Genomic DNA, 17,937 nt, shown 5'->3' with positions numbered 1-17,937 from the left:
GGCACATTCGCGCAGGTCGCGCAGGTCGGGTCAGCGGCCGCCGAGGGACCAGCGCGGTCCCTGCGGGCTGTCCTCGATGACCAGGCCCGAGTTGCCGAGCTGGTCGCGGATGGCGTCGGCGGTCGCCCAGTCCTTGCGGGCCCGGGCGGCCTCACGCTGCTCCAGCACCAGCCGGACCAGGCCGTCGACCACGCCTTCGAGCTCCTCGCCGCGGCCCCCGGCACCGCCGGACCACTGCTCGTCCAGCGGGTCGAGACCGAACACGCCGAGCATGGCGCGGACCTCGGCCAGGCGGGCGACGACGGTCTCCTTGTCGTCGGCCTGCAGGGCGCTGTTGCCCTGCCGGACCGTGGTGTGGACGACGGCGAGCGCCTGCGGGGTGCCCAGGTCGTCGTCCATCGCCTCGGCGAAGGCCGGCGGCACCTCGGCGGCGGGCTCGACCGGCCCGCCCGCGAGCTCGACGGCACGCTGGACGAAGCCCTCGATCCGCGCGAACGCGGACTCGGCCTCGCGCAGCGCCTCCTCGCTGTACTCGATCATCGACCGGTAGTGCGGGGTGCCCAGGTAGTAGCGCAGGACGATCGGCCGCCACCGGGTGACCATCTCGGAGACCAGCACCGAGTTGCCGAGCGACTTCGACATCTTCTCGCCGCTCATCGTCACCCAGGCGTTGTGCATCCAGTAGCGGGCGAACTCGTCGCCGAACGCCTTGGCCTGGGCGATCTCGTTCTCGTGGTGCGGGAAGATCAGGTCCAGGCCGCCGCCGTGGATGTCGAAGGCGGAGCCCAGGTACTTGTGGGCCATCGCCGAGCACTCCAGGTGCCAGCCGGGGCGGCCGCGGCCGAAGGGCGTCTCCCAGCTGGGCTCGCCCGGCTTGACCGCCTTCCACATCGCGAAGTCCCGCGGGTCGCGCTTGCCGGCCACGCCCTCGTCCGGCTGGCGGAGGTCGTCGACGTCCTGGTTGGACAGCTCCAGGTAGCCGGGGAACGAGCGCACGTCGAAGTAGACGCTGCCGTCCGCCTCGTAGGCGTGGCCGCGCTCGATCAGGCCGCGCATCATCTCGACCATCTCGGTGACATGGCCGGTGGCCCGCGGCTCGTACGTCGGCGGCAGGCAGCCGAGCGCGTCGTAGGCGGCGGTGAAGGCGCGCTCGTTCTCGTAACCGATGGACCACCACGGGCGGCCGTACTCGGCCGACTTGGTGATGATCTTGTCGTCGATGTCGGTGACGTTCCGGACGAAGGTCACCTGGTGGCCGCGGTGGGCGAACCAGCGGCGCAGGATGTCGAAGTTGAGGCCCGAGCGGATGTGCCCGATGTGCGGCGGCGCCTGCACGGTGGCACCACACAGGTAGATCGAGACACAGCCCTGCGTGAGCGGGACGAAGTCACGGATCTGCCGGGCGCTGGTGTCGTACAGGCGAATAGTCACGCCTCAAGAGTAGTGGGCGTGCGGCACTGCCTCACGCCCACCGCACAACAACCGGCCACCGCGTCCGGAGGCCCTGGCCGGCCCCATCCCCAGGGGCGTCGTCGCCCCGTCGCCGGCCCCGCCCGCGGCCCCGTCGCCGGCTCCGGCGGACCTACCCGCCGGGGGTGCGGACGACCAGGGCGGTGGCCACCGCCATCAGCCCCTCGCCCCTGCCGGGGAAGCCGAGGCCGTCCGTGGTCGCCCCGGAGACGGAGACCGGTGCGCCCGCCGCCTCGGAGAGGATCTTCTGCGCCTCGTCCCGCCGCTTGCCGATCTTCGGCCGGGGGCCGACGACCTGCACGGCGACGTTGCCGATGACGAAGCCCTCCTCGCGGACGATCCGGGCCGCCTCGGTGAGCAGGGTGACCCCGGAGGCGCCGGACCACTCGGGCCGCGAGGTGCCGAAGTGCTGCCCCAGGTCACCGAGTCCGGCGGCGGAGAAGAGCGCGTTGCAGGCGGCGTGCGCCACCACGTCCGCGTCGGAGTGCCCGGCCAGACCGGGGCCCTCGCCCTCCCACTTCAGGCCCGCGCACCACAGGTCGCGGCCCTCCTCGAAGGCGTGGATGTCGGTGCCGATGCCGACCTGCGGCAGCGGGTGGGAAAGAACGGGCTGCTCAGAAGCCATCGTTGCGCCTCCTTCGGGCCAGGACCGCCTCGGCCAGGACCAGGTCCAGCGGGCGGGTCACCTTGAACGCCTCCTCGTGCCCGGGCACCGTGACGACACGCAGGCCGAGCCGCTCGACCATGCTCGCGTCGTCGGTCACCTCGCCGTCCACCTCCTTGTGGGCGCGGAGCAGGGTGGTCCGGTCGAACCCCTGGGGGGTCTGCACGGCGCGCAGCCGGGCGCGCTCCGGGGTGGCCACCACCGGCTCGGGCACGCCGGCCACCGCCGCGGGCTCGACCTCCTTCACGGTGTCGGCCGGCGGCAGCGCGGGGACCACGGCGGGGGCGCCGTCGCGGACCGCCTCGATCACCGTGTCCACGGTGTCCACCGGGACCAGCGGCCGGGCCGCGTCGTGGACCAGCACCACCTCGTGCCCGGCGGGCAGGGCCTCCAGGCCGAGCCGCACGGACTCCTGGCGGGTCTCCCCGCCCGCGACCACCAGGACGTCGGTGCCCGCCCGGCCACCGCCGGGGGCGCCCCCGGGCAGCGCGTGCGAGTCGAGCAGCGACCGCACCTCGGCCACGCCCTCCGGCGGGGCCACCACCACGACCAGGGAGACATGACGGGACGCGGCCATGGCGCGCACCGCGTGGATCAGCATGGGGGTGCCGCCGAGCGTCCGCAGCGCCTTGGGGGCGCCGGGGCCCAGGCGTACGCCCCGGCCGGCGGCCGGGATCACCACGGCGGCGTGCGCGGCCGACGGGGCGGGACGCTCTTCTTGGGACAACACTGCTTCAGACATGGTTCCCGTCAGGTTTGTGTGCTCCACGCGGATGGGTATGGCCTCTGCGAACCGGACGCCCGCCACCGACCGGACCCCTTCCGTGACAGACGGTCGGGTCGGACCGGGCTTCGGGGACAACCGGGCTGCGGTGACAGGCCTTTCGGGGTCCGGGCCGTGCTCGCGGCGCAACCGCCATGCCTCCGGACATGCCGCGGCGCCCGGCAATGCTTTCGCATCATCGGGCACCACGGCAGCAAGTGACCTGCTTCCGGTCGCGCTCGGCGGAACCGCCGGCACGCCCGGGGGAACATCAGGAGGCGAGCACCTCGTCGAGCAGCGCCTCGGCCTTGTCCTCGTTGGTGTTCTCCGCGAGCGCCAGCTCGCTCACCAGGATCTGGCGGGCCTTGGCGAGCATGCGCTTCTCACCGGCGGACAGGCCGCGCTCCCGCTCGCGACGCCACAGGTCGCGGACGACCTCGGCGACCTTGATGACATCACCGGAGGCCAGCTTCTCCAGGTTTGCCTTGTAACGGCGCGACCAGTTCGTGGGCTCCTCGGCGTACGGCGCGCGCAGCACCTCGAAGACCCGGTCCAGTCCATCCTGACCGACCACGTCGCGCACACCCACGAACTCCGCATTGTCCGCCGGCACGCGCACAGTGAGATCGCCCTGGGCGACCTTCAGCACCAAGTAGGTCTTGTCCACGCCTTTGATCTGGCGAGTTTCGATGGCCTCGATCAGCGCGGCCCCGTGATGGGGATAGACCACGGTGTCGCCAACCTTGAACGTCATGTGACAGGTACCCCTTCCGTGGCTATCCAGGGTAACACGGATTGGGCGTGTTCTGAATGGCGTTTTCGCAGGTCAGGGCATATCTCGGGGCTTGACAACTCCTGCCGGTGCATGCTTCCTAAGGGGAACGGAAGGGGGTATTCGCAGGTCGGAGGGGGGATCACGGCCGTGCGAAACGCGGACGTTACACCCCTTCGGGGCCCTGCGACAACGACGTTACGCCCCAGAATGTCCGATTCCAAGTGAGCGAACTCCGCTACTCCGTTCGAGCGGGCCGCCGGACCGGCGCAGGGGCGGCCGCGGCAATGCGGAATTGATCATCGGCCGACGGAGTGAACCCCTGATCGATTTTCGTCATCGCCATTCCGGGCCTGCGGAAATAACGCCCCGCAGTTATGCGAATGCTGAACGGGTGAGTGCGGAATCCGCAGCCCGAAGAGGGGACCGCGGAACCCTCACGGCGGACGACAAGGCGTTGTTGTGACGAACGTCAAGCGGACCCGTGAAGTTCCTGTGCCCGCGATCCGCGGGTTCACGCCGTGTGCACGCGTGGTGCGCAGAGGGTGGGTCGGGTGCGGTGGGGAAGAAGAGGCTCGGTAATCTTGGGGCGCCATACGAACCCAGGGGAGCGGCGCCCGCGCCCTCCCGCTCCGCCCACGTTCAAGGAGATGCCGCCGCCGTGAGCAGCAGCCTTCGACGCGGCGCCCTCGCCGCCGCCGCCATCGCGTTCTCGATCGCCTCGCTCGCCGCCTGCGGCGCCGGCAACAACGCCGAGACCCTCCAGATCAAGCCGGACCTGTCGGACGTCGCGGTCGGCGACATCAAGGTCCAGAACGTCGCCATCCTGACGCAGGAGGACCCCCAGGCCACCGGACCGGCCAGCGTCATGGCGACCGTCTTCAACGACGGGTCCACCGACCAGACGCTGGAGTCCATCACGCTGGAGGGCGGTCCCACCGTGGAGCTGGAGCCCGTCGAGGGCACCTCGGTGACGGTCCCGGCCGGTGGCCGTGTGGTGATCGGCGGCGAGGACAACGCCACCGCGACGCTGCCCGTCGGCCGCGAGGCCGTGCGTGACGGCGACAACCAGCGGATGACCTTCACCTTCAGCGAGACCGGCGCCGTCTCCCTCGACGTCCTGGTGCTGCCCGCCGAGCACCACTTCGCCGACTGGGGTCCCGGGGCCGTTCCCGGCACCGCGTCGCCGACCGCCAAGCCGTCGGTGGACCCCTCCGGCGAGCCGTCGGGCGCCGCCGCGTCCCCCGAGGAGGACACCGAGGACGAGTCCGCGGAGACCGGGTCCGACGCCGGCCACTGAGACGGCAGGGGCCCGGCGCGCCGGGAGGCGCGCAGGACACACCAGCACACACGGAAGGGGCGGCTCCGCGCGGAGCCGCCCCTTCCGTGTGTGTGCGTCCGCCGGCCTACGGTTCGAACTTGTAGCCCAGCCCCCGGACGGTGACCAGGTAGCGCGGGGCTCCCGGGTCGGGCTCGATCTTGGCCCGGAGCCGCTTCACGTGGACGTCCAGCGTCTTGGTGTCGCCCACGTAGTCGGCGCCCCACACCCGGTCGATCAGCTGCATGCGGGTCAGCACCCGGCCGGCGTTGCGCAGCAGCATCTCCAGCAGGTCGAACTCCTTGAGCGGCAGGTCCACCTTGGCGCCGTCCACGGTGACCACGTGCCGGTCCACGTCCATCCGGACCGGGCCCGCCTCCAGGGCGGTGGGCGTCGTCTCCTCGGGCTCGCCGCGCCGCCGCAGCACGGCGCGGATCCGGGCGACCAGTTCCCGGGAGGAGAACGGCTTGGTGACGTAGTCGTCGGCGCCTATTTCCAGACCGACCACCTTGTCGATCTCGCTGTCCTTGGCGGTGACCATGATCACCGGCACGTTGGAGCGGTTGCGCAGCTGGCGGCAGACCTCGGTGCCCGGCAGCCCGGGCAGCATCAGGTCGAGCAGGACCAGGTCGGCTCCGTTGCGCTCGAACTCCTCGAGGCCGTCGGGGCCGGTCGCCGCGACGGCGACCTCGAAGCCCTCCTTGCGAAGCATGTACGACAGTACGTCGGAGAAGGACTCCTCGTCCTCGACGACGAGCACACGGGTCACGGGCGGACCTCCGGAGCGGGAAGCGGATCTGGCTGGACGGCGGGCACGGCGGTGGACCCGACGGCGGGGGACGTGGCGGACGCGGCGGTCGGACCGCCGGAGTCCTCGGAGACGGCGGTCGGGCCGCCGGCGTCCGCTGAGACGGCGGTCGAGCCGCCGGCGTTCGCGGAGCCCTGGCGCCCACGCGCCGAGCGGGCCTCGGGAAGCCTGATGGTGAAGGTGGAGCCCTGGCCCTCGGTGCTCCAGACGGTGACCTCGCCGCCGTGCGAGGCCACCACGTGCTTGACGATGGCGAGGCCCAGGCCGGTGCCGCCGGTGGCCCGGGAGCGGGCCGGGTCGACCCGGTAGAAGCGCTCGAAGATGCGGTCCCGGTCACGGTCGGAGATCCCGATGCCCTGGTCGGTGACGGCGATCTCGACCATCTCGCCGCCCGGCCCGGCGACCCGGCGGGCAGCGATGCCGACCTTGGTCTGCGCGGGCGAGTAGTTGACGGCGTTCTCGACGAGGTTGCCCAGGGCGCCGACCAGCTGGCCGCGGTTGCCCCAGACGTACAGCCCCTCGGCGCCGGCCGCCGCCATGGTGATGTTCTTGGAGCCGGCCTGCTGCCGGCAGCGGTCCATCGCCTCGGCGACCAGCACCTCGACCTTGACCGGCTCGGCGTACTCCAGGGGGTCGTCGTTCTGGATCCTGGAGAGGTCGATGAGTTCCTGCACCAGATTGGTGAGGCGGGTGGCCTCGATCTGCATCCGGCCGGCGAACCGCTCCACCGCCTCCGGGTCGTCGGAGGCGTCCATCACGGCCTCCGACAGCAGGGAGAGCGCTCCCACGGGCGTCTTCAGCTCGTGGGACACGTTGGCGACGAAGTCGCGCCGGACCGCCTCGATGCGGCGGGCCTCGGTCAGGTCCTCGACCAGCAGCATCACCAGGCGTGATCCGAGCGGGGCGACCCGGGCCGAGACCGCGAGCGGTTCGGCGCGGCCCGCTCCCCGTCGGGGCAGTTCCAGCTCCACCTGGCGTATCTCGCCGTCCCGCCGGGTGTCCCGGGCCATCTGCAGCATCGGCTCGACGGACAGCCGCCCGCCGCGGACCAGGCCCAGGGCGTACGCGGCCGAGCTGGCCTTCACGACGGCGTCCGCCTCGTCCAGCACCACGGCCGAGGAGCGGAGCACCGACAGCACGGTGTCCACCCCGCGGGGCAGGGCGGACTCCGCGTGCGCCGAGGCCCTCGAGGGGCGTTCCAGGTCGCTCTCGCTCCAGCGGAACGCCAGCATGGCGATCACACCGGTGAGCACACCGGCGATCGCCGCCGCTGCGGCGACCGCCGCGTCCACGTCCATGACTCCAGGTTAGGCGGGGTGAGGGGGTACTCCCCAGCCCTCTGGGGGAGACCTGGCGCACTGGTCGCCCAGAGTTCACCTTCCGGCCCGTGTCGGTTCACCCCGGCGGCCCGCCACGGGGCGGGCAGGGCGGGCCGGCCGCGCTTTCGGGGGCTTCAGGCCGCGAGGGGCGGGTAGGACGGACCGCACGTGGAATCACGTTCATGATCGGCCCGCTCGGGGAGCCTTCCCCGGGATCCGCCCGGGACCGTCCGTCATCGGAAAAAGGGGAACACGGATGCGCGACGCGTACCACGAGGAGCTGGATTCGATCACCGACGACCTGGTGGAGATGGCCCGCACCGTCGGCTCGGCGATGGGCCGGGCCACCACGGCGATCCTGGACGCCGACCTCTCGCTCGCGGAGCGGGTGATCGATGCGGACCGGGGCGTCGACGAGACCCAGCACGACCTGGAGGCCAGGGCCATCGCCCTGCTGGCCCGCCAGCAGCCGGTGGCCACCGACCTGCGGACGGTGGTGACCTCGCTCAGGATCTCCGCCGACCTGGAGCGGTCCGGGGACCTCGCCAAGCACGTGGCCAAGCTGGCCCGGCTGCGCTACCCGGACAAGGCCGTCCCCTCCGACCTGCACGCCACCGTGCTGGAGATGGGGCAGCTCGCCCAGCGGCTGATGGCCAAGACGGCCCAGGTGCTGGCCACCAAGGACGTCCGGCTCGCGCTCCAGCTGGAGCAGGACGACGACGCGATGGACACCCTGCACCGCACGCTCTTCCAGCACCTGATGGACGACAAGTGGGAGCACGGGATCGAGACCGCCGTGGACGTGACGCTCCTCGGCCGGTACTACGAACGGTTCGCCGACCACGCCGTCTCCGCGGCGCGGCGGGTGGTGTTCCTGGTGACCGGTGAGCACGCCGGGGACTTCGCGGCCGAGGGCGGCGCGTAGCGGCGGCGTTCGGGGCCCCGGCGCGTAGCGGCGGCCCCCGGGGAGCCGGGGTGGCGGGGTGAGGGGCCCGGCCTCCCGGTTCTCCGGGCAGGGCCGGGCCGGGCAGGGCCGGGCCGGCGCCACCGTGCGCCGTTGATGCGCCGTGGCCGGGGCCGGTGCAATGGAGGAGCACCGTTGCACGCTCCTGTAGGACGCCCCTGGAGGGATGGACCGAGATGCCCGAGGCCCCCCGCACGGACGAGGACCCCACCCGCGCCGCCGACACCGAGGAGGCGCCGGCACCGCGGGCGCTGCCACTGCTCGCGGCCTGCGGCTGCGGCTCCGGCTGCGGCTGCGGCTGCCAGTCCGGCGCCCCCTGTCAGTGCGGCTGACCACACACCGCACCACCAACACCGCCGGGCGCGCGACGGCGCGCGCCCGGCGTCCGTGTGCCCGCCCGGGCATCCGTGTGCCCGGCGTCCGTGAGCGCTCGGGCCGGAGCGTCATCGCGCGCCCCGGGAGGTGCTCTCAGCCGACGGAGGTGCTCAGCCGCCCGGCGCCAGCGCGCTCCACGCCACCGTGACCTCGCCCTGACGCCACCGGGACGGCCCGTCCGTCACCGGCCAGACCGCCGCGAGGTCGCGCACCGTCCGGATCCACCGCTGGCGCGCGCCGTAGGAGGCGTAGGGCGCGGCCGCCGCCCAGGCGCGGTCGAAGTCGCGCAGGAAGAAGTGGACCGGCTCGCCCGGCACATTCCGGTGGATCAGCGCCTTGGGCAGCCGTTCGGCGAGGTCGGACGGGCGGTCCAGGGAGCCGAGCCGGGTCGCGAAGGTGACCGTGCGCGGGCCCTCGGGGCCCAGGGCGACCCAGACGTGGCGCCGCCCGATCTCGTCGCAGGTGCCCTCCACCAGCAGTCCGCCCCGCGAACCGGGGCCGTCGGCCGGTGCGAGGCGGGCGCACAGCCCCGCCCACACCTCGGCGACCCGCTCCTCGTCGTACTGGCGCAGCACGTTGGCGGCCCTGATCAGGTGCGGTCGGGCCGGCAGCGGCACCTCGAAGCCGCCGTGCCGGAACTCCAGCCCCTCCCGCTCGTACGGCCGGGCGGCGGCGACCCGTGCCGGGTCGATCTCGATGCCGACGACCCGGGTCCGCGGCGCGGCGGTCCGCAGCCGGCCGAGCAGTTCGACGGCGGTCCAGGGCGCCGCCCCGTAGCCCAGGTCGACGGCGACCGGTTCCGCCGCGCGGCGCAGCTCGGCACCGTGCGTGGCGGCGATCCAGCGGTCCATGCGGCGGAGCCGGTTGGGGTTGGTCGTCCCGCGCGTCACCGTTCCCACGGGGCGGGTCGCTGCGCGGGGCGTCATGCCTACGAGGGTACGGAAGCCCCGGTCGGGGGGTACGGAAGCCCCGTTCCGGGGGTACGGAAGCCCCGGTCGGGGCCGTCGCCGGCCGTTCACGCGCGGGCAACGCCGCCGCCACGCGGCGTAACGTTTTGGCAAAGTCGAAATTGCACGCGCCCCGCCGGTGTTTCCGCCGTGGAGGGGGCCTGACCGCCCACCCGCCCGAACGGCACCGACGCCTACCCCGTCCGACCCCACCCGACACCCATGGAGGACTGCCACGTGAGCCAGTACGTCACCAGGCTCGGGCGTCTCTCCTCGGCGTCGCCGGCCAGGCTGCGGCTGCCGGGCGCACCGCGCCGTCCGCGCCGGGTCGCCATGCTGTCCGTCCACACCTCGCCGCTGCACCAGCCCGGTACGGGCGACGCGGGCGGCATGAACGTCTACATCGTGGAGCTGGCCCGCCGCCTCGCCGCGCAGGGCGTCGAGGTGGAGATCTTCACCCGTGCCACCTCCGCCTCCCTCCCGCCGGCCGTGGAGCTTGCCCCGGGTGTGCTGGTGCGCCACGTGGACGCCGGGCCGTACGAGGGCCTGGCCAAGGAGGACCTGCCGGCGCAGCTGTGCGCCTTCACCCACGGCGTGATGCAGGCGTGGGCGGGGAACCGTCCTGGCCACTACGACCTGGTCCACTCCCACTACTGGCTCTCCGGACACGTCGGCTGGCTGGCGGCCCAGCGCTGGGGCGTGCCGCTGGTGCACGCCATGCACACCATGGCCAAGGTGAAGAACGCCTCCCTCGCCGCGGGCGACACGCCCGAGCCGCCCGCGCGGGTCATTGGCGAGACGCAGATCGTGGACGCCGCCGACCGGCTGATCGCCAACACCGCCGACGAGGCCGCCGACCTGGTCCGTCACTACGAGGCCGACCCCCTGAAGGTCGAGATCGTGCACCCCGGCGTCAACCTGGACCGCTTCCGCCCGGCCGACGGCCGGGCCGCCGCCCGGGCGCGTCTGGGACTCCCGCAGGACGCCCTGATTCCCCTCTTCGCCGGACGGATACAGCCGCTCAAGGCCCCCGACGTGCTGCTGCGCGCGGTGGCGGTGCTGCTGGAGCGGCGGCCCGAGCTGCGCCCGCGCCTGGTGGTGCCGGTGGTCGGCGGTCCCAGCGGAAGCGGTCTGGCCAAGCCGGAGCGGCTGCAGAAGCTGTCGGCGCGCCTGGGTATCGGTGACGTGGTGCGATTCCACCCGCCGGTGGGGCAGGACCGGCTGGCCGACTGGTTCCGTGCGGCGTCGCTGCTGGTGATGCCCTCGTACAGCGAGTCGTTCGGCCTGGTCGCCATCGAGGCGCAGGCCACCGGCACGCCGGTGCTGGCGGCCGCGGTGGGCGGCCTGCCGGTGGCGGTACGGGACGGCGAGACCGGTTGTCTGGTCCGCGGCCACGACCCCGCCGACTACGCGGACGTGCTGGGCCGCTTCGCCGACGACCCGTCGCTGACCGACCGCCTCGGCGCGAACGCCGCCCGGCACGCCCAGGGCTTCGGCTGGGACCGTGCCGCCAGCGCGACCACCGACGTCTACACGGCCGCCCTGCACGCCCACCGCCGTCGCGTACGCTCGGCCCATGGCTGACGCGCGCGAGGTGATCGAGGAGTTCCTGCGGGACGCGGAGCTGGAGTGGGAGTCCCCGGAGCCGGGCAACTACGTCGTCACCCTCCCCGGCGTCAGGAAGCTCTCCACCACGGTCTCGCTGATCGCCGGCCGCCACTCGCTCTCCCTGAACGCCTTCGTGATCCGCCACCCGGACGAGAACGAGGCGGGCGTCCACCGCTGGCTCCTGGAGCGCAACCTCAAGCTGTACGGCGTCTCCTACGCCGTGGACGCGCACGGCGACGTGTACGTCACCGCCCGCCTGCCGCTGGCCTCGGTCACCGCCGACGGGATCGACCGCCTCCTCGGCCAGGTCCTGGAGGCCGCCGACGGCGCCTTCAACACGCTGCTGGAGCTGGGTTTCGCGTCCTCCATCCGCAAGGAGTACGCCTGGCGCGTCTCCCGCGGCGAGTCGACCCGGAACCTGGACGCCTTCGCCCACCTCCTCGAACGCGAGTAGCGTGAACCCGATCGGGGCTCGGCCTCCCCGGCGGGCTGCGGTCAGCCGCGCACCGGGAACGACGCCTGGAACGCCAGGCGGCGGTCCGCGTCCTCCCCGACGCGGGTGAGCAGGTCGTCGAGGGCGGCGAACTCCTCCCAGGCCGGCCGCCCGCTCAGCTCGGCCAGCCCGGTGATGACAAGGTCCTCCAGGCCGGGTACGCGCCTGCCCTTCCACGCCTTGTCGGCGAGCGACACCAGCAGGTCCTCCAGGCGGACGCCCGGTGCCGTCCACGAGGCGTGGGTGGCGGCGAAGCGGGCGAGTGGGGGCTCGACACCGTGCTCGAGCAACAGCGCGCGCCCCGCGCGCTCGTGGGCGGATCCGGGACCGGAGAGCTCGCCGGGGTGGAGGATCTTGCCGATGTCGTGCGTGGCCGCGCCGAAGAGCACCGCCTCCCGGTCGAGGACCACGGCGGGACGGTGCCGCTCGGCCCAGTCCGTCACCTGGTGCGCCACGTCGTGGACGGCGCGCAGGTGGGCCGCGAGCCGCGGCGGGCAGCGGAGGGCCGTCAGGAGGTTCACGACACGGTCCGGCAGGGGGCGCAGCGGCGGGTCGGCGGGGCCGTGCAGGGCCTGCCACAGGAGGCTCGCGGACGACGTCACGGCAGCGTTCCGACGGGCGGCGCGGCGGGCGGGGCGACCGGTGGATCGGCCGGTGCGTCGACCGGTGGATCGGCCGGTGGATCGGCCGGTGGGACGTCGACCGCCATCAGGGGCAGCGACCTGCCCGGGACGGAGCCGGACGGGACGGTCCCGGTGACCTGGGCGCCCATCGCCCGGTAGAACGGCTCCGCGTACGGGTCGGCGTCGATGGTGAGGCGGCTCATGCCGAGGCGGCGGGCGGTGGACAGGGCCGCGGCGAAGAGCCGGCGGCCCAGCCCGGAGCCGATGGCGGGCGGGTCGACGAAGAGCATGTCGAGGCGGCCCCGCGGCGGGGCGCCGTCGACCAGGACGAAACCCAGGACGCGCCCGGCGCCGTCCTCGGCCACCGTCGCGGTGCCGGGTGCCAGGTCCTCGGGGCGCAGGGTGAGTTCGTCCCGGCAGGCGGCGAGGAAGGCGTCGTCGTAGCCCCAGTGGCCCTTGGAGCGCAGCGCCAGCCCGCTCAGCGCGGGTGCCTCACCGGGGCGGGCGGGCCTGAGCCGGACGCGGGGGTCGGCGTCGGCGGGGGTTGCGCCGCGGGTCGCGGTGTTGTCGGTTCCGGGCAGATACGGCATGCGGTCCTCCTCCTGACTCACTGGCAGGATGGCAGGGTGGCAGGGATGGCGACACGACTTCCGTCCGACGAACAGCCCGACCGTCTGCGAGAGGTGCTGACCCGGAACACGATCCTGGTGGAGGTGCTGGAACGCGCCGCCGGACTCCGGCTCCCCGACTGGTACCTGACGGCCGGTTGCGTCTTCCAGACGGTGTGGAACGTGGTGACCGGCCGCCCGCCGACGGCGGGGATCAAGGACTACGACCTGTTCTACTTCGACGGCGGCGATCTCTCCTGGGAGGCCGAGGACGCCGTGATCCGCGCCGGCCGCGAGGTGTTCGCGGGGCTGCCCGCCGAGGTCGAGATCCGCAACGAGGCGCGGGTGCACCTCTGGTACGAGGACCGGTTCGGCGTGCCGTGCGCCCCGTACGACTGCACGGAGGCCGCCATCGACAGCTTCGCCGCCACGACCTGCTGCGTCGGCGTCCGCCTGGAACCCGGCGGGCAATGGCGGGTGTACGCGCCGCACGGGCTGTCCGACGTGTTCGGCCTGGTCGTCCGCCCCAACCCGGTGCTCGCCCCGCGCGCGGTGTACGAGGCCAAGACCGCGCGGTGGCGGGCGCAGTGGCCCGGACTGACGGTTCTGCCGTGGCCGTCGGAGGCGGCCACTACTCTCGGGTCATGACACCAGAGGAACCCGGCTTCGTCTGCTCTCGCTGCGGCGAGCGCCACGCAGGCCTCCCCATGGGTTACTCCACCGAGGCGCCCGACGTCTGGGACCCGCGCTACGCCGAGCGCGAGGACAGCGTGCTCTCCCCCGACCAGTGCGTGATCAAGGGCGAGCACTTCCTCGTGAAGGGCCTGATCGAGATTCCGGTGCGCGACACCGGCCAGGTGTTCGAGTGGGGCGTCTGGGTCTCCCTGAGCGCCCAGAACTTCCGCCGCTCGGACGAGCTGTGGGAGACGCCGGGGCGGGAGTCGGAGCCGCCGTACTTCGGCTGGCTCACCACCGAGCTGCCGCTGTACTCCCCCAGCACGCTCAATCTCCGCACCAACGTCCACACCCGTGAGGTGGGCCGCCGGCCCTATGTGGAACTGGAGCCGACGGACCATCCGCTGGCGGTGGAGCAGCGCGAGGGGATCACCCTGGCGCGGGTCCGGGAGATCGCCGAGGCGGTCGTGCACGGGGGGTGAGTCGCCGCGGTGCGGTCCGACCCGGTCCCGGGACAGCCCGGGCGCGGGCCGCGGCGTGCCCGCAGGGCAGCCGCCCGCACCGTCCCGCCGCGCGTCAGGCCCTGAGGCCACGCCCCTTGTCGGGCCGTGACGCCATGCCCGACGTCAGGCGGTGACGCCCCCGGTCGGCTCCGTCTCCGCCACCGGCTTGCGCGTGCCGCCCGAGACGGCGACCTCGGGCTCGGGCGGCAGGCTCCGCATGACCATCGCGTACCCCACGGCCGCGATCGTGCCCAGCACGGCGGACCCGCCCCACAGCCAGTTCGCCCCGTACGCGTCGATGACCACGCCGGAGACGAGCGGCGCCACCAGGGCCGCCAGCGACCAGGACATCGTGTACATCCCCTGGTACCGCCCGCGTCCCTCCGCCGGGGAGAGCCGCACCACCAGACTGGACTGGGTGGGGGCGTTGAGGATCTCGGCGATCGTCCACACGCACACCGTGAGCGCCAGCACGCCCACCGAGCCGGCGAAGGCGGTCAGCCCGAACCCGTACCCGGCCAGCAGCGCGGAGACCACCAGCAGCCGGCGCGGGTCCCGGCGCGCGATCAGCCCCGTGACCGGGACCTGCACCGCGACGATCAGCACGCCGTTGACGGCGATGGCGAGGCCGTAGTCGGCCGGGCTGAACCCGTGCTGCCCCATGGCCACCGGCAGCGCCACGTACCCCTGCTGGAAGATCAGCGCGATCAGGAACGACAGCCCCACCAGCGACATGAACCGCCCGTCGCGCAGCACCGTGCCGAGCCTGACCTCGGCGCCGCTCTCCTTGCCGCCGCCCGCCGCGCCGGCGGGCGCCGCGGGCTTCGACTCGGGGATCTTCGCGAAGACCAGTACCGCGCAGACCAGCGTCATCCCGGCCTCGATCAGGAACCCGGCGCGGTAGCTGAACTCGGCGATGAACCCGGCGCCCACCGCGGAGACCGCGAAGCCGAGGTTGACCGCGAAGTAGTTGAGCGAGAACGCCCGCACCCGGTCCTCGGGCGGCAGGATGTCCGCCATCATCGCCTGCACCGCGGGCCGGGAGGCGTTGGAGGCCATGCCCACCAGGAAGGCGACGCACGCGATGGCCACCGGATCCTGCACGAAGCCGAGCAGCGCCACCGAGGCCGCCGTGGAGAGCTGGGCGACCAGCATCGTGGGGCGGCGGCCCAGCCGGTCCGCCATCACCCCGGCGGCCACCGACGAGATCACGCCGCCGAGTCCGTGGAGCGCGGCCACCAGGCCCGCGTAGGAGGCGGAGTAGCCCCGCTCCATGGTCAGGTAGAGCGCCATGAAGGTGGCGACGAACGCTCCCAGTCGGTTGACCAGGGAACTGGTCCACAGCCACCAGAACTCCCTGGGGAGCCCGGAAACGGTCGCCCGGAGGGCACGTCTCGGCGAGACGAGGGACAAGGTGGCCTCCATGGAGCAGCCGTAGTGCAAGCCGTAAGCGGCAAAAGCGGTCAGCGCATGTTACTCCCGCACGTCGCGCGGCAGCCACCGCATTGTGGACGCGCGCGCGGCCCCCACCCCCCTCCGATTACGCTGGGTGCCATGGCCGACGCACCGTACAAGCTGATCCTCCTCCGCCACGGCGAGAGCGAGTGGAACGCCAAGAACCTGTTCACCGGCTGGGTGGACGTGGACCTGACCGACAAGGGCGAGAAGGAGGCGATCCGCGGCGGCGAGCTGATGAAGGACGCCGGGCTCCTCCCCGACGTCGTGCACACGTCCCTCCAGAAGCGTGCCATCCGCACCGCCCAGCTCTCCCTGACCGCCGCCGACCGGCACTGGATCCCGGTCCACCGCAACTGGCGCCTCAACGAGCGCCACTACGGCGCCCTCCAGGGCAAGAACAAGGCGGAGATCCTCGAGCAGTTCGGCGAGGAGCAGTTCATGCAGTGGCGCCGCTCCTACGACACCCCGCCGCCGGTCCTCGACGCGGACGCCGAGTGGTCGCAGTACAACGACGCCCGCTACGCCACGATCCCGCCGGAGCTGCGCCCGCAGACGGAGTGCCTCAAGGACGTCGTCCACCGGATGATGCCGTACTGGTACGACAGCATCGTCCCCGACCTGCTGACCGGCCGCACCGTCCTGGTCGCCGCCCACGGCAACTCGCTGCGCGCGCTGGTGAAGCACCTGGACGGCATCTCCGACGCCGACATCGCCGGCCTCAACATCCCCACCGGCATCCCGCTCGCCTACGAGCTCGACGCCGAGTTCAAGCCGGTCGTCGCGCACGGCACCTACCTCGACCCGGAGGCCGCCAAGGCCGCCATCGAGGCCGTGAAGAACCAGGGCAAGAAGAAGTAACCGCCCACGCGTGAGCCCCCTGCCCGCGGGTTCTCCGCCGGCAGGGGGCTTTTCGCTACCCCGGAGCCGCCTTCGGGCCGTCAGGCCCGGCGGTCACGCCGCCACTCGTATGCACCGGGTGAGGAGGTCGCGCTGATCGGCGACCCACGTCGGTGGCAGCACGGACAACGGGAGGGTGACCGTGATTCCGGTCGCCGGCCCGTCGTGCACGGACACCGAAAGCCCGTCGCTCTCCTGGGGCTTGAACCTGTGCCATCCGCGAGTCCATGGGTCATCCGCGGGGAAACTTTGCGGTTCCTCGGAAGGGGGTCGATCGACCGACACCAGCGGCTGACACCAACAACCGCGCACAGTGGCGATCGGCTCCGGACCTCAGCGCGGATGATCACTCAAGGCAGGAAGCCGGTTGACGGATGTCCTGGGCCCTTGTGGCCGACCTGATGAGGATGAGGCTGCACCCTCAAAGGTTGTCTTCCGCGGTGGTCGCTACATGCCCGCCGCAGGGTCACCGTCGCCGAGGCCTATCCACCAGTGCCCGTCATTCTTCACCAGCAGCAGCTCCTGCCGTTGACCGCTTTGCTTGTACGCCACCGTCACCGAGTTGAAGTAGGGAACGACTCCCTCCAGCACGGTGACTTCGACGGGACCGCCCGCTGCCTGGCCGTACTCGCGTACGTACTTGGCCGCAGTAGGGCCGGGCTGCTCGTAAGCCGGCCCAGCCAGCTCGGCGATTCCCTTGGCGTTTCCATCCTTGAGCCGCTGGACGTAGACCCGTACGAGAGTGTCGACGTCCTCGGCCGTCTCCCGCACGTCGGGGTACGTGGACCCTTCCGCGCGCACCGTCACGTCGACCATGGGCGCGTCGGTCAGGTCATAGGGCTCGTGAGACCAGCTCCACCACACCCCCGTGGTGATCCCGACAACCAGCAGGCCACTGCCGAGCGAACCAACCAGCGTCCTCATATGCGCCTTCCTCCGGTACCAGTTGGACTCGACGCGGTGAACGAGCAGTCGGTTCCCGCAGACCGGGACGGCCGGTCGACTCCGGAGCCGCTCTGGCCCAGCACAGATGTACAGCGACGAAGTACCGCAACCAAGGCGACCGCGCCTGGCCGTCAGTACCCCGGCAAGGCCGGGAAACGGGCTGATGGCATGCTGCTGACCAGTTTCTCCGGAGCTACGGATCAGAAGGCGCAGCCTGCTGGCGGTGAGGGTCGTCCGCACGGCAGAGGCCGCGACCCGGGGTGCGACGGGGGTCGGTTGCCTCACCACCACCGTCCAGGCCAGGGCCGCCTCTGGGCCGCCCGAGGCCGCTCAACGCCGGCAAGCAGCGACCAATGACGGTCAGCTGTTCTTCCGCTGGTGGGGGACTCGGCCCTCTCGCCGTCAGACGCGTCGACACCAGCGCCGGACGCGGATGTCGAAGACGATCAGTAGGGCCGTAGGGATGGCGATCCCGGCGGGAGCGTCGGCCCAGAGGGCGAGCGCGCCGCCGGCCGTACCAATCAGCGCGATCGGCAGATCGCGGAGGTGGATGTCAACGGTCACGCCGACGCGTGGGACCATGGGGTCCTCCAGCTGTGCTCAGTTCACTTGCCATCGTGATTTCTTGGGCGTGGCACGGAGACGAATGCCGCCCCTGCCCGGGCGGCATTCGCATGCCGCTGGAACTTTCCCATAGTCATCACGCGACGGACAAACGCGCAGCTGA

General features: G+C 72.4%; 20 protein-coding genes and 1 pseudogene. 8 read left to right on the top strand and 13 right to left on the bottom strand.

The features are described 5' to 3' along the window. Nucleotides 1-30: 30 nt before the first annotated feature. The 4 genes from cysS to GBN72_RS25650 form a co-directional block, all read right to left on the bottom strand. Nucleotides 31-1,431: a cysteine--tRNA ligase gene (gene cysS / locus GBN72_RS25665; protein WP_151774295.1), complete on the bottom strand. Its 1,401-nt coding sequence runs from the start codon at nucleotides 1,429-1,431 to the stop codon at nucleotides 31-33. A 151-nt stretch (nucleotides 1,432-1,582) separates the two neighbouring features. Further along, entirely contained in the window at nucleotides 1,583-2,095 is a 513-nt protein-coding gene (gene ispF, locus GBN72_RS25660; protein ID WP_151774294.1) for a 2-C-methyl-D-erythritol 2,4-cyclodiphosphate synthase, read from the bottom strand. Beyond that, complete coding sequence (gene ispD, locus GBN72_RS25655) at nucleotides 2,085-2,861, bottom strand: 2-C-methyl-D-erythritol 4-phosphate cytidylyltransferase (RefSeq protein WP_164540900.1); 777 nt, start codon at nucleotides 2,859-2,861, stop codon at nucleotides 2,085-2,087. The genes ispF and ispD overlap by 11 nt, the downstream gene beginning before the upstream one ends. A 307-nt stretch (nucleotides 2,862-3,168) precedes the next feature. Continuing rightward, complete coding sequence (locus GBN72_RS25650) at nucleotides 3,169-3,651, bottom strand: CarD family transcriptional regulator (protein ID WP_003953493.1); 483 nt, start codon at nucleotides 3,649-3,651, stop codon at nucleotides 3,169-3,171. 679 nt (nucleotides 3,652-4,330) lie between these two features. On the opposite strand from GBN72_RS25650, the gene GBN72_RS25640 reads away from it, so the two are divergent. Further along, nucleotides 4,331-4,969 (top strand): copper chaperone PCu(A)C domain-containing protein, encoded by a 639-nt coding sequence (locus tag GBN72_RS25640; RefSeq protein WP_151774292.1) that lies wholly within the window; start codon nucleotides 4,331-4,333, stop codon nucleotides 4,967-4,969. A 106-nt stretch (nucleotides 4,970-5,075) separates the two neighbouring features. On the opposite strand, the gene phoP is transcribed toward GBN72_RS25640, so the two are convergent. Together phoP and phoR are read right to left on the bottom strand one after the other, a co-directional pair. Next, nucleotides 5,076-5,747, bottom strand: coding sequence for a two-component system response regulator PhoP (gene phoP / locus GBN72_RS25635; RefSeq protein ID WP_501207498.1), 672 nt, complete (start codon nucleotides 5,745-5,747; stop codon nucleotides 5,076-5,078). Between the two features lie 5 nt (nucleotides 5,748-5,752). Continuing rightward, nucleotides 5,753-7,093, bottom strand: coding sequence for a two-component system sensor histidine kinase PhoR (gene phoR / locus GBN72_RS25630; protein WP_151774290.1), 1,341 nt, complete (start codon nucleotides 7,091-7,093; stop codon nucleotides 5,753-5,755). Between the two features lie 277 nt (nucleotides 7,094-7,370). Here phoR and phoU point away from each other — a divergent pair, with 277 nt between their 5' ends. Both phoU and GBN72_RS34305 read left to right on the top strand, forming a co-directional pair. Continuing rightward, on the top strand, nucleotides 7,371-8,039 hold the full coding sequence (phoU, locus tag GBN72_RS25625) for a phosphate signaling complex protein PhoU (RefSeq protein WP_151774289.1): 669 nt from the start codon (nucleotides 7,371-7,373) through the stop codon (nucleotides 8,037-8,039). A gap of 215 nt (nucleotides 8,040-8,254) precedes the next feature. Further along, the gene (locus GBN72_RS34305; protein ID WP_164540881.1) at nucleotides 8,255-8,410 is read left to right on the top strand and encodes a hypothetical protein; all 156 of its coding nucleotides are present in this window, start codon (nucleotides 8,255-8,257) and stop codon (nucleotides 8,408-8,410) included. Nucleotides 8,411-8,563: 153 nt separating this feature from the next. Here the strand turns inward: GBN72_RS34305 and GBN72_RS25620 are convergent, their stop codons facing one another. Next, on the bottom strand, nucleotides 8,564-9,379 hold the full coding sequence (locus tag GBN72_RS25620; protein WP_174887200.1) for a class I SAM-dependent methyltransferase: 816 nt from the start codon (nucleotides 9,377-9,379) through the stop codon (nucleotides 8,564-8,566). A 258-nt stretch (nucleotides 9,380-9,637) separates the two neighbouring features. Between GBN72_RS25620 and mshA the strand changes: the two genes are divergently transcribed. Together mshA and GBN72_RS25610 are read left to right on the top strand one after the other, a co-directional pair. Continuing rightward, complete coding sequence (mshA, locus tag GBN72_RS25615; RefSeq protein ID WP_151774288.1) at nucleotides 9,638-10,984, top strand: D-inositol-3-phosphate glycosyltransferase; 1,347 nt, start codon at nucleotides 9,638-9,640, stop codon at nucleotides 10,982-10,984. Beyond that, nucleotides 10,977-11,462 (top strand): type III secretion system chaperone family protein, encoded by a 486-nt coding sequence (locus GBN72_RS25610; RefSeq protein WP_151774287.1) that lies wholly within the window; start codon nucleotides 10,977-10,979, stop codon nucleotides 11,460-11,462. Before mshA ends, GBN72_RS25610 begins: the two co-directional genes overlap by 8 nt. A gap of 41 nt (nucleotides 11,463-11,503) precedes the next feature. Here GBN72_RS25610 and GBN72_RS25605 read toward each other — a convergent pair whose 3' ends face one another. Continuing rightward, complete coding sequence (locus GBN72_RS25605) at nucleotides 11,504-12,103, bottom strand: HD domain-containing protein (RefSeq protein ID WP_246212904.1); 600 nt, start codon at nucleotides 12,101-12,103, stop codon at nucleotides 11,504-11,506. A gap of 98 nt (nucleotides 12,104-12,201) precedes the next feature. After that, a pseudogene (locus tag GBN72_RS25600) lies at nucleotides 12,202-12,606 on the bottom strand (GNAT family N-acetyltransferase); the annotation flags it as partial. Nucleotides 12,607-12,759: 153 nt separating this feature from the next. On the opposite strand from GBN72_RS25600, the gene GBN72_RS25595 reads away from it, so the two are divergent. Next, a complete protein-coding gene (locus GBN72_RS25595; RefSeq protein ID WP_151774285.1) occupies nucleotides 12,760-13,380 on the top strand; it encodes a nucleotidyltransferase family protein in 621 nt (206 codons plus the stop codon). Next, complete coding sequence (locus tag GBN72_RS25590; RefSeq protein WP_151774284.1) at nucleotides 13,377-13,889, top strand: DUF2199 domain-containing protein; 513 nt, start codon at nucleotides 13,377-13,379, stop codon at nucleotides 13,887-13,889. The genes GBN72_RS25595 and GBN72_RS25590 overlap by 4 nt, the downstream gene beginning before the upstream one ends. A gap of 144 nt (nucleotides 13,890-14,033) precedes the next feature. Here the strand turns inward: GBN72_RS25590 and GBN72_RS25585 are convergent, their stop codons facing one another. Further along, nucleotides 14,034-15,323 carry an MDR family MFS transporter gene (locus GBN72_RS25585; RefSeq protein ID WP_151774561.1) on the bottom strand — a complete coding sequence of 430 codons (1,290 nt, stop codon included), beginning with the start codon at nucleotides 15,321-15,323 and terminating at the stop codon, nucleotides 14,034-14,036. A 141-nt stretch (nucleotides 15,324-15,464) separates the two neighbouring features. Here GBN72_RS25585 and GBN72_RS25580 point away from each other — a divergent pair, with 141 nt between their 5' ends. Next, a complete protein-coding gene (locus GBN72_RS25580) occupies nucleotides 15,465-16,226 on the top strand; it encodes a phosphoglyceromutase (protein ID WP_151774283.1) in 762 nt (253 codons plus the stop codon). Between the two features lie 93 nt (nucleotides 16,227-16,319). Here the strand turns inward: GBN72_RS25580 and GBN72_RS36120 are convergent, their stop codons facing one another. From GBN72_RS36120 to GBN72_RS25570, 3 genes are all read right to left on the bottom strand, one after another. Continuing rightward, complete coding sequence (locus GBN72_RS36120) at nucleotides 16,320-16,550, bottom strand: DUF5959 family protein (protein WP_369695907.1); 231 nt, start codon at nucleotides 16,548-16,550, stop codon at nucleotides 16,320-16,322. Between the two features lie 162 nt (nucleotides 16,551-16,712). Further along, nucleotides 16,713-17,189, bottom strand: a complete 477-nt coding sequence (locus tag GBN72_RS25575) for a hypothetical protein (RefSeq protein ID WP_246212903.1) — start codon at nucleotides 17,187-17,189, stop codon at nucleotides 16,713-16,715. Nucleotides 17,190-17,612: 423 nt separating this feature from the next. Further along, entirely contained in the window at nucleotides 17,613-17,774 is a 162-nt protein-coding gene (locus tag GBN72_RS25570; RefSeq protein ID WP_246212902.1) for a hypothetical protein, read from the bottom strand. Nucleotides 17,775-17,937 lie beyond the last annotated feature (163 nt).

The organism is Streptomyces abyssomicinicus, from assembly GCF_008974245.1.
Classification (GTDB): Bacteria; Actinomycetota; Actinomycetes; order Streptomycetales; family Streptomycetaceae; genus Streptomyces; species Streptomyces abyssomicinicus.
This window is presented reverse-complemented; position numbering and strand designations above follow the sequence as displayed.

Excerpts from the sequence above, each read along its gene's own strand:
- ispF (WP_151774294.1), bottom strand. The coding sequence starts at position 2,095 with ATGGCTTCTGAGCAGCCCGTTCTTTCCCACCCGCTGCCGCAGGTCGGC.
- GBN72_RS25650 (WP_003953493.1), bottom strand. The coding sequence starts at position 3,651 with ATGACGTTCAAGGTTGGCGACACCGTGGTCTATCCCCATCACGGGGCC.
- phoR (WP_151774290.1), bottom strand. The coding sequence starts at position 7,093 with ATGGACGTGGACGCGGCGGTCGCCGCAGCGGCGGCGATCGCCGGTGTG.
- phoU (WP_151774289.1), top strand. The coding sequence starts at position 7,371 with ATGCGCGACGCGTACCACGAGGAGCTGGATTCGATCACCGACGACCTG.
- GBN72_RS34305 (WP_164540881.1), top strand. The coding sequence starts at position 8,255 with ATGCCCGAGGCCCCCCGCACGGACGAGGACCCCACCCGCGCCGCCGAC.
- GBN72_RS25620 (WP_174887200.1), bottom strand. The coding sequence starts at position 9,379 with ATGACGCCCCGCGCAGCGACCCGCCCCGTGGGAACGGTGACGCGCGGG.
- GBN72_RS25610 (WP_151774287.1), top strand. The coding sequence starts at position 10,977 with ATGGCTGACGCGCGCGAGGTGATCGAGGAGTTCCTGCGGGACGCGGAG.
- GBN72_RS25595 (WP_151774285.1), top strand. The coding sequence starts at position 12,760 with ATGGCGACACGACTTCCGTCCGACGAACAGCCCGACCGTCTGCGAGAG.
- GBN72_RS25590 (WP_151774284.1), top strand. The coding sequence starts at position 13,377 with ATGACACCAGAGGAACCCGGCTTCGTCTGCTCTCGCTGCGGCGAGCGC.
- GBN72_RS25580 (WP_151774283.1), top strand. The coding sequence starts at position 15,465 with ATGGCCGACGCACCGTACAAGCTGATCCTCCTCCGCCACGGCGAGAGC.
- GBN72_RS25575 (WP_246212903.1), bottom strand. The coding sequence starts at position 17,189 with ATGAGGACGCTGGTTGGTTCGCTCGGCAGTGGCCTGCTGGTTGTCGGG.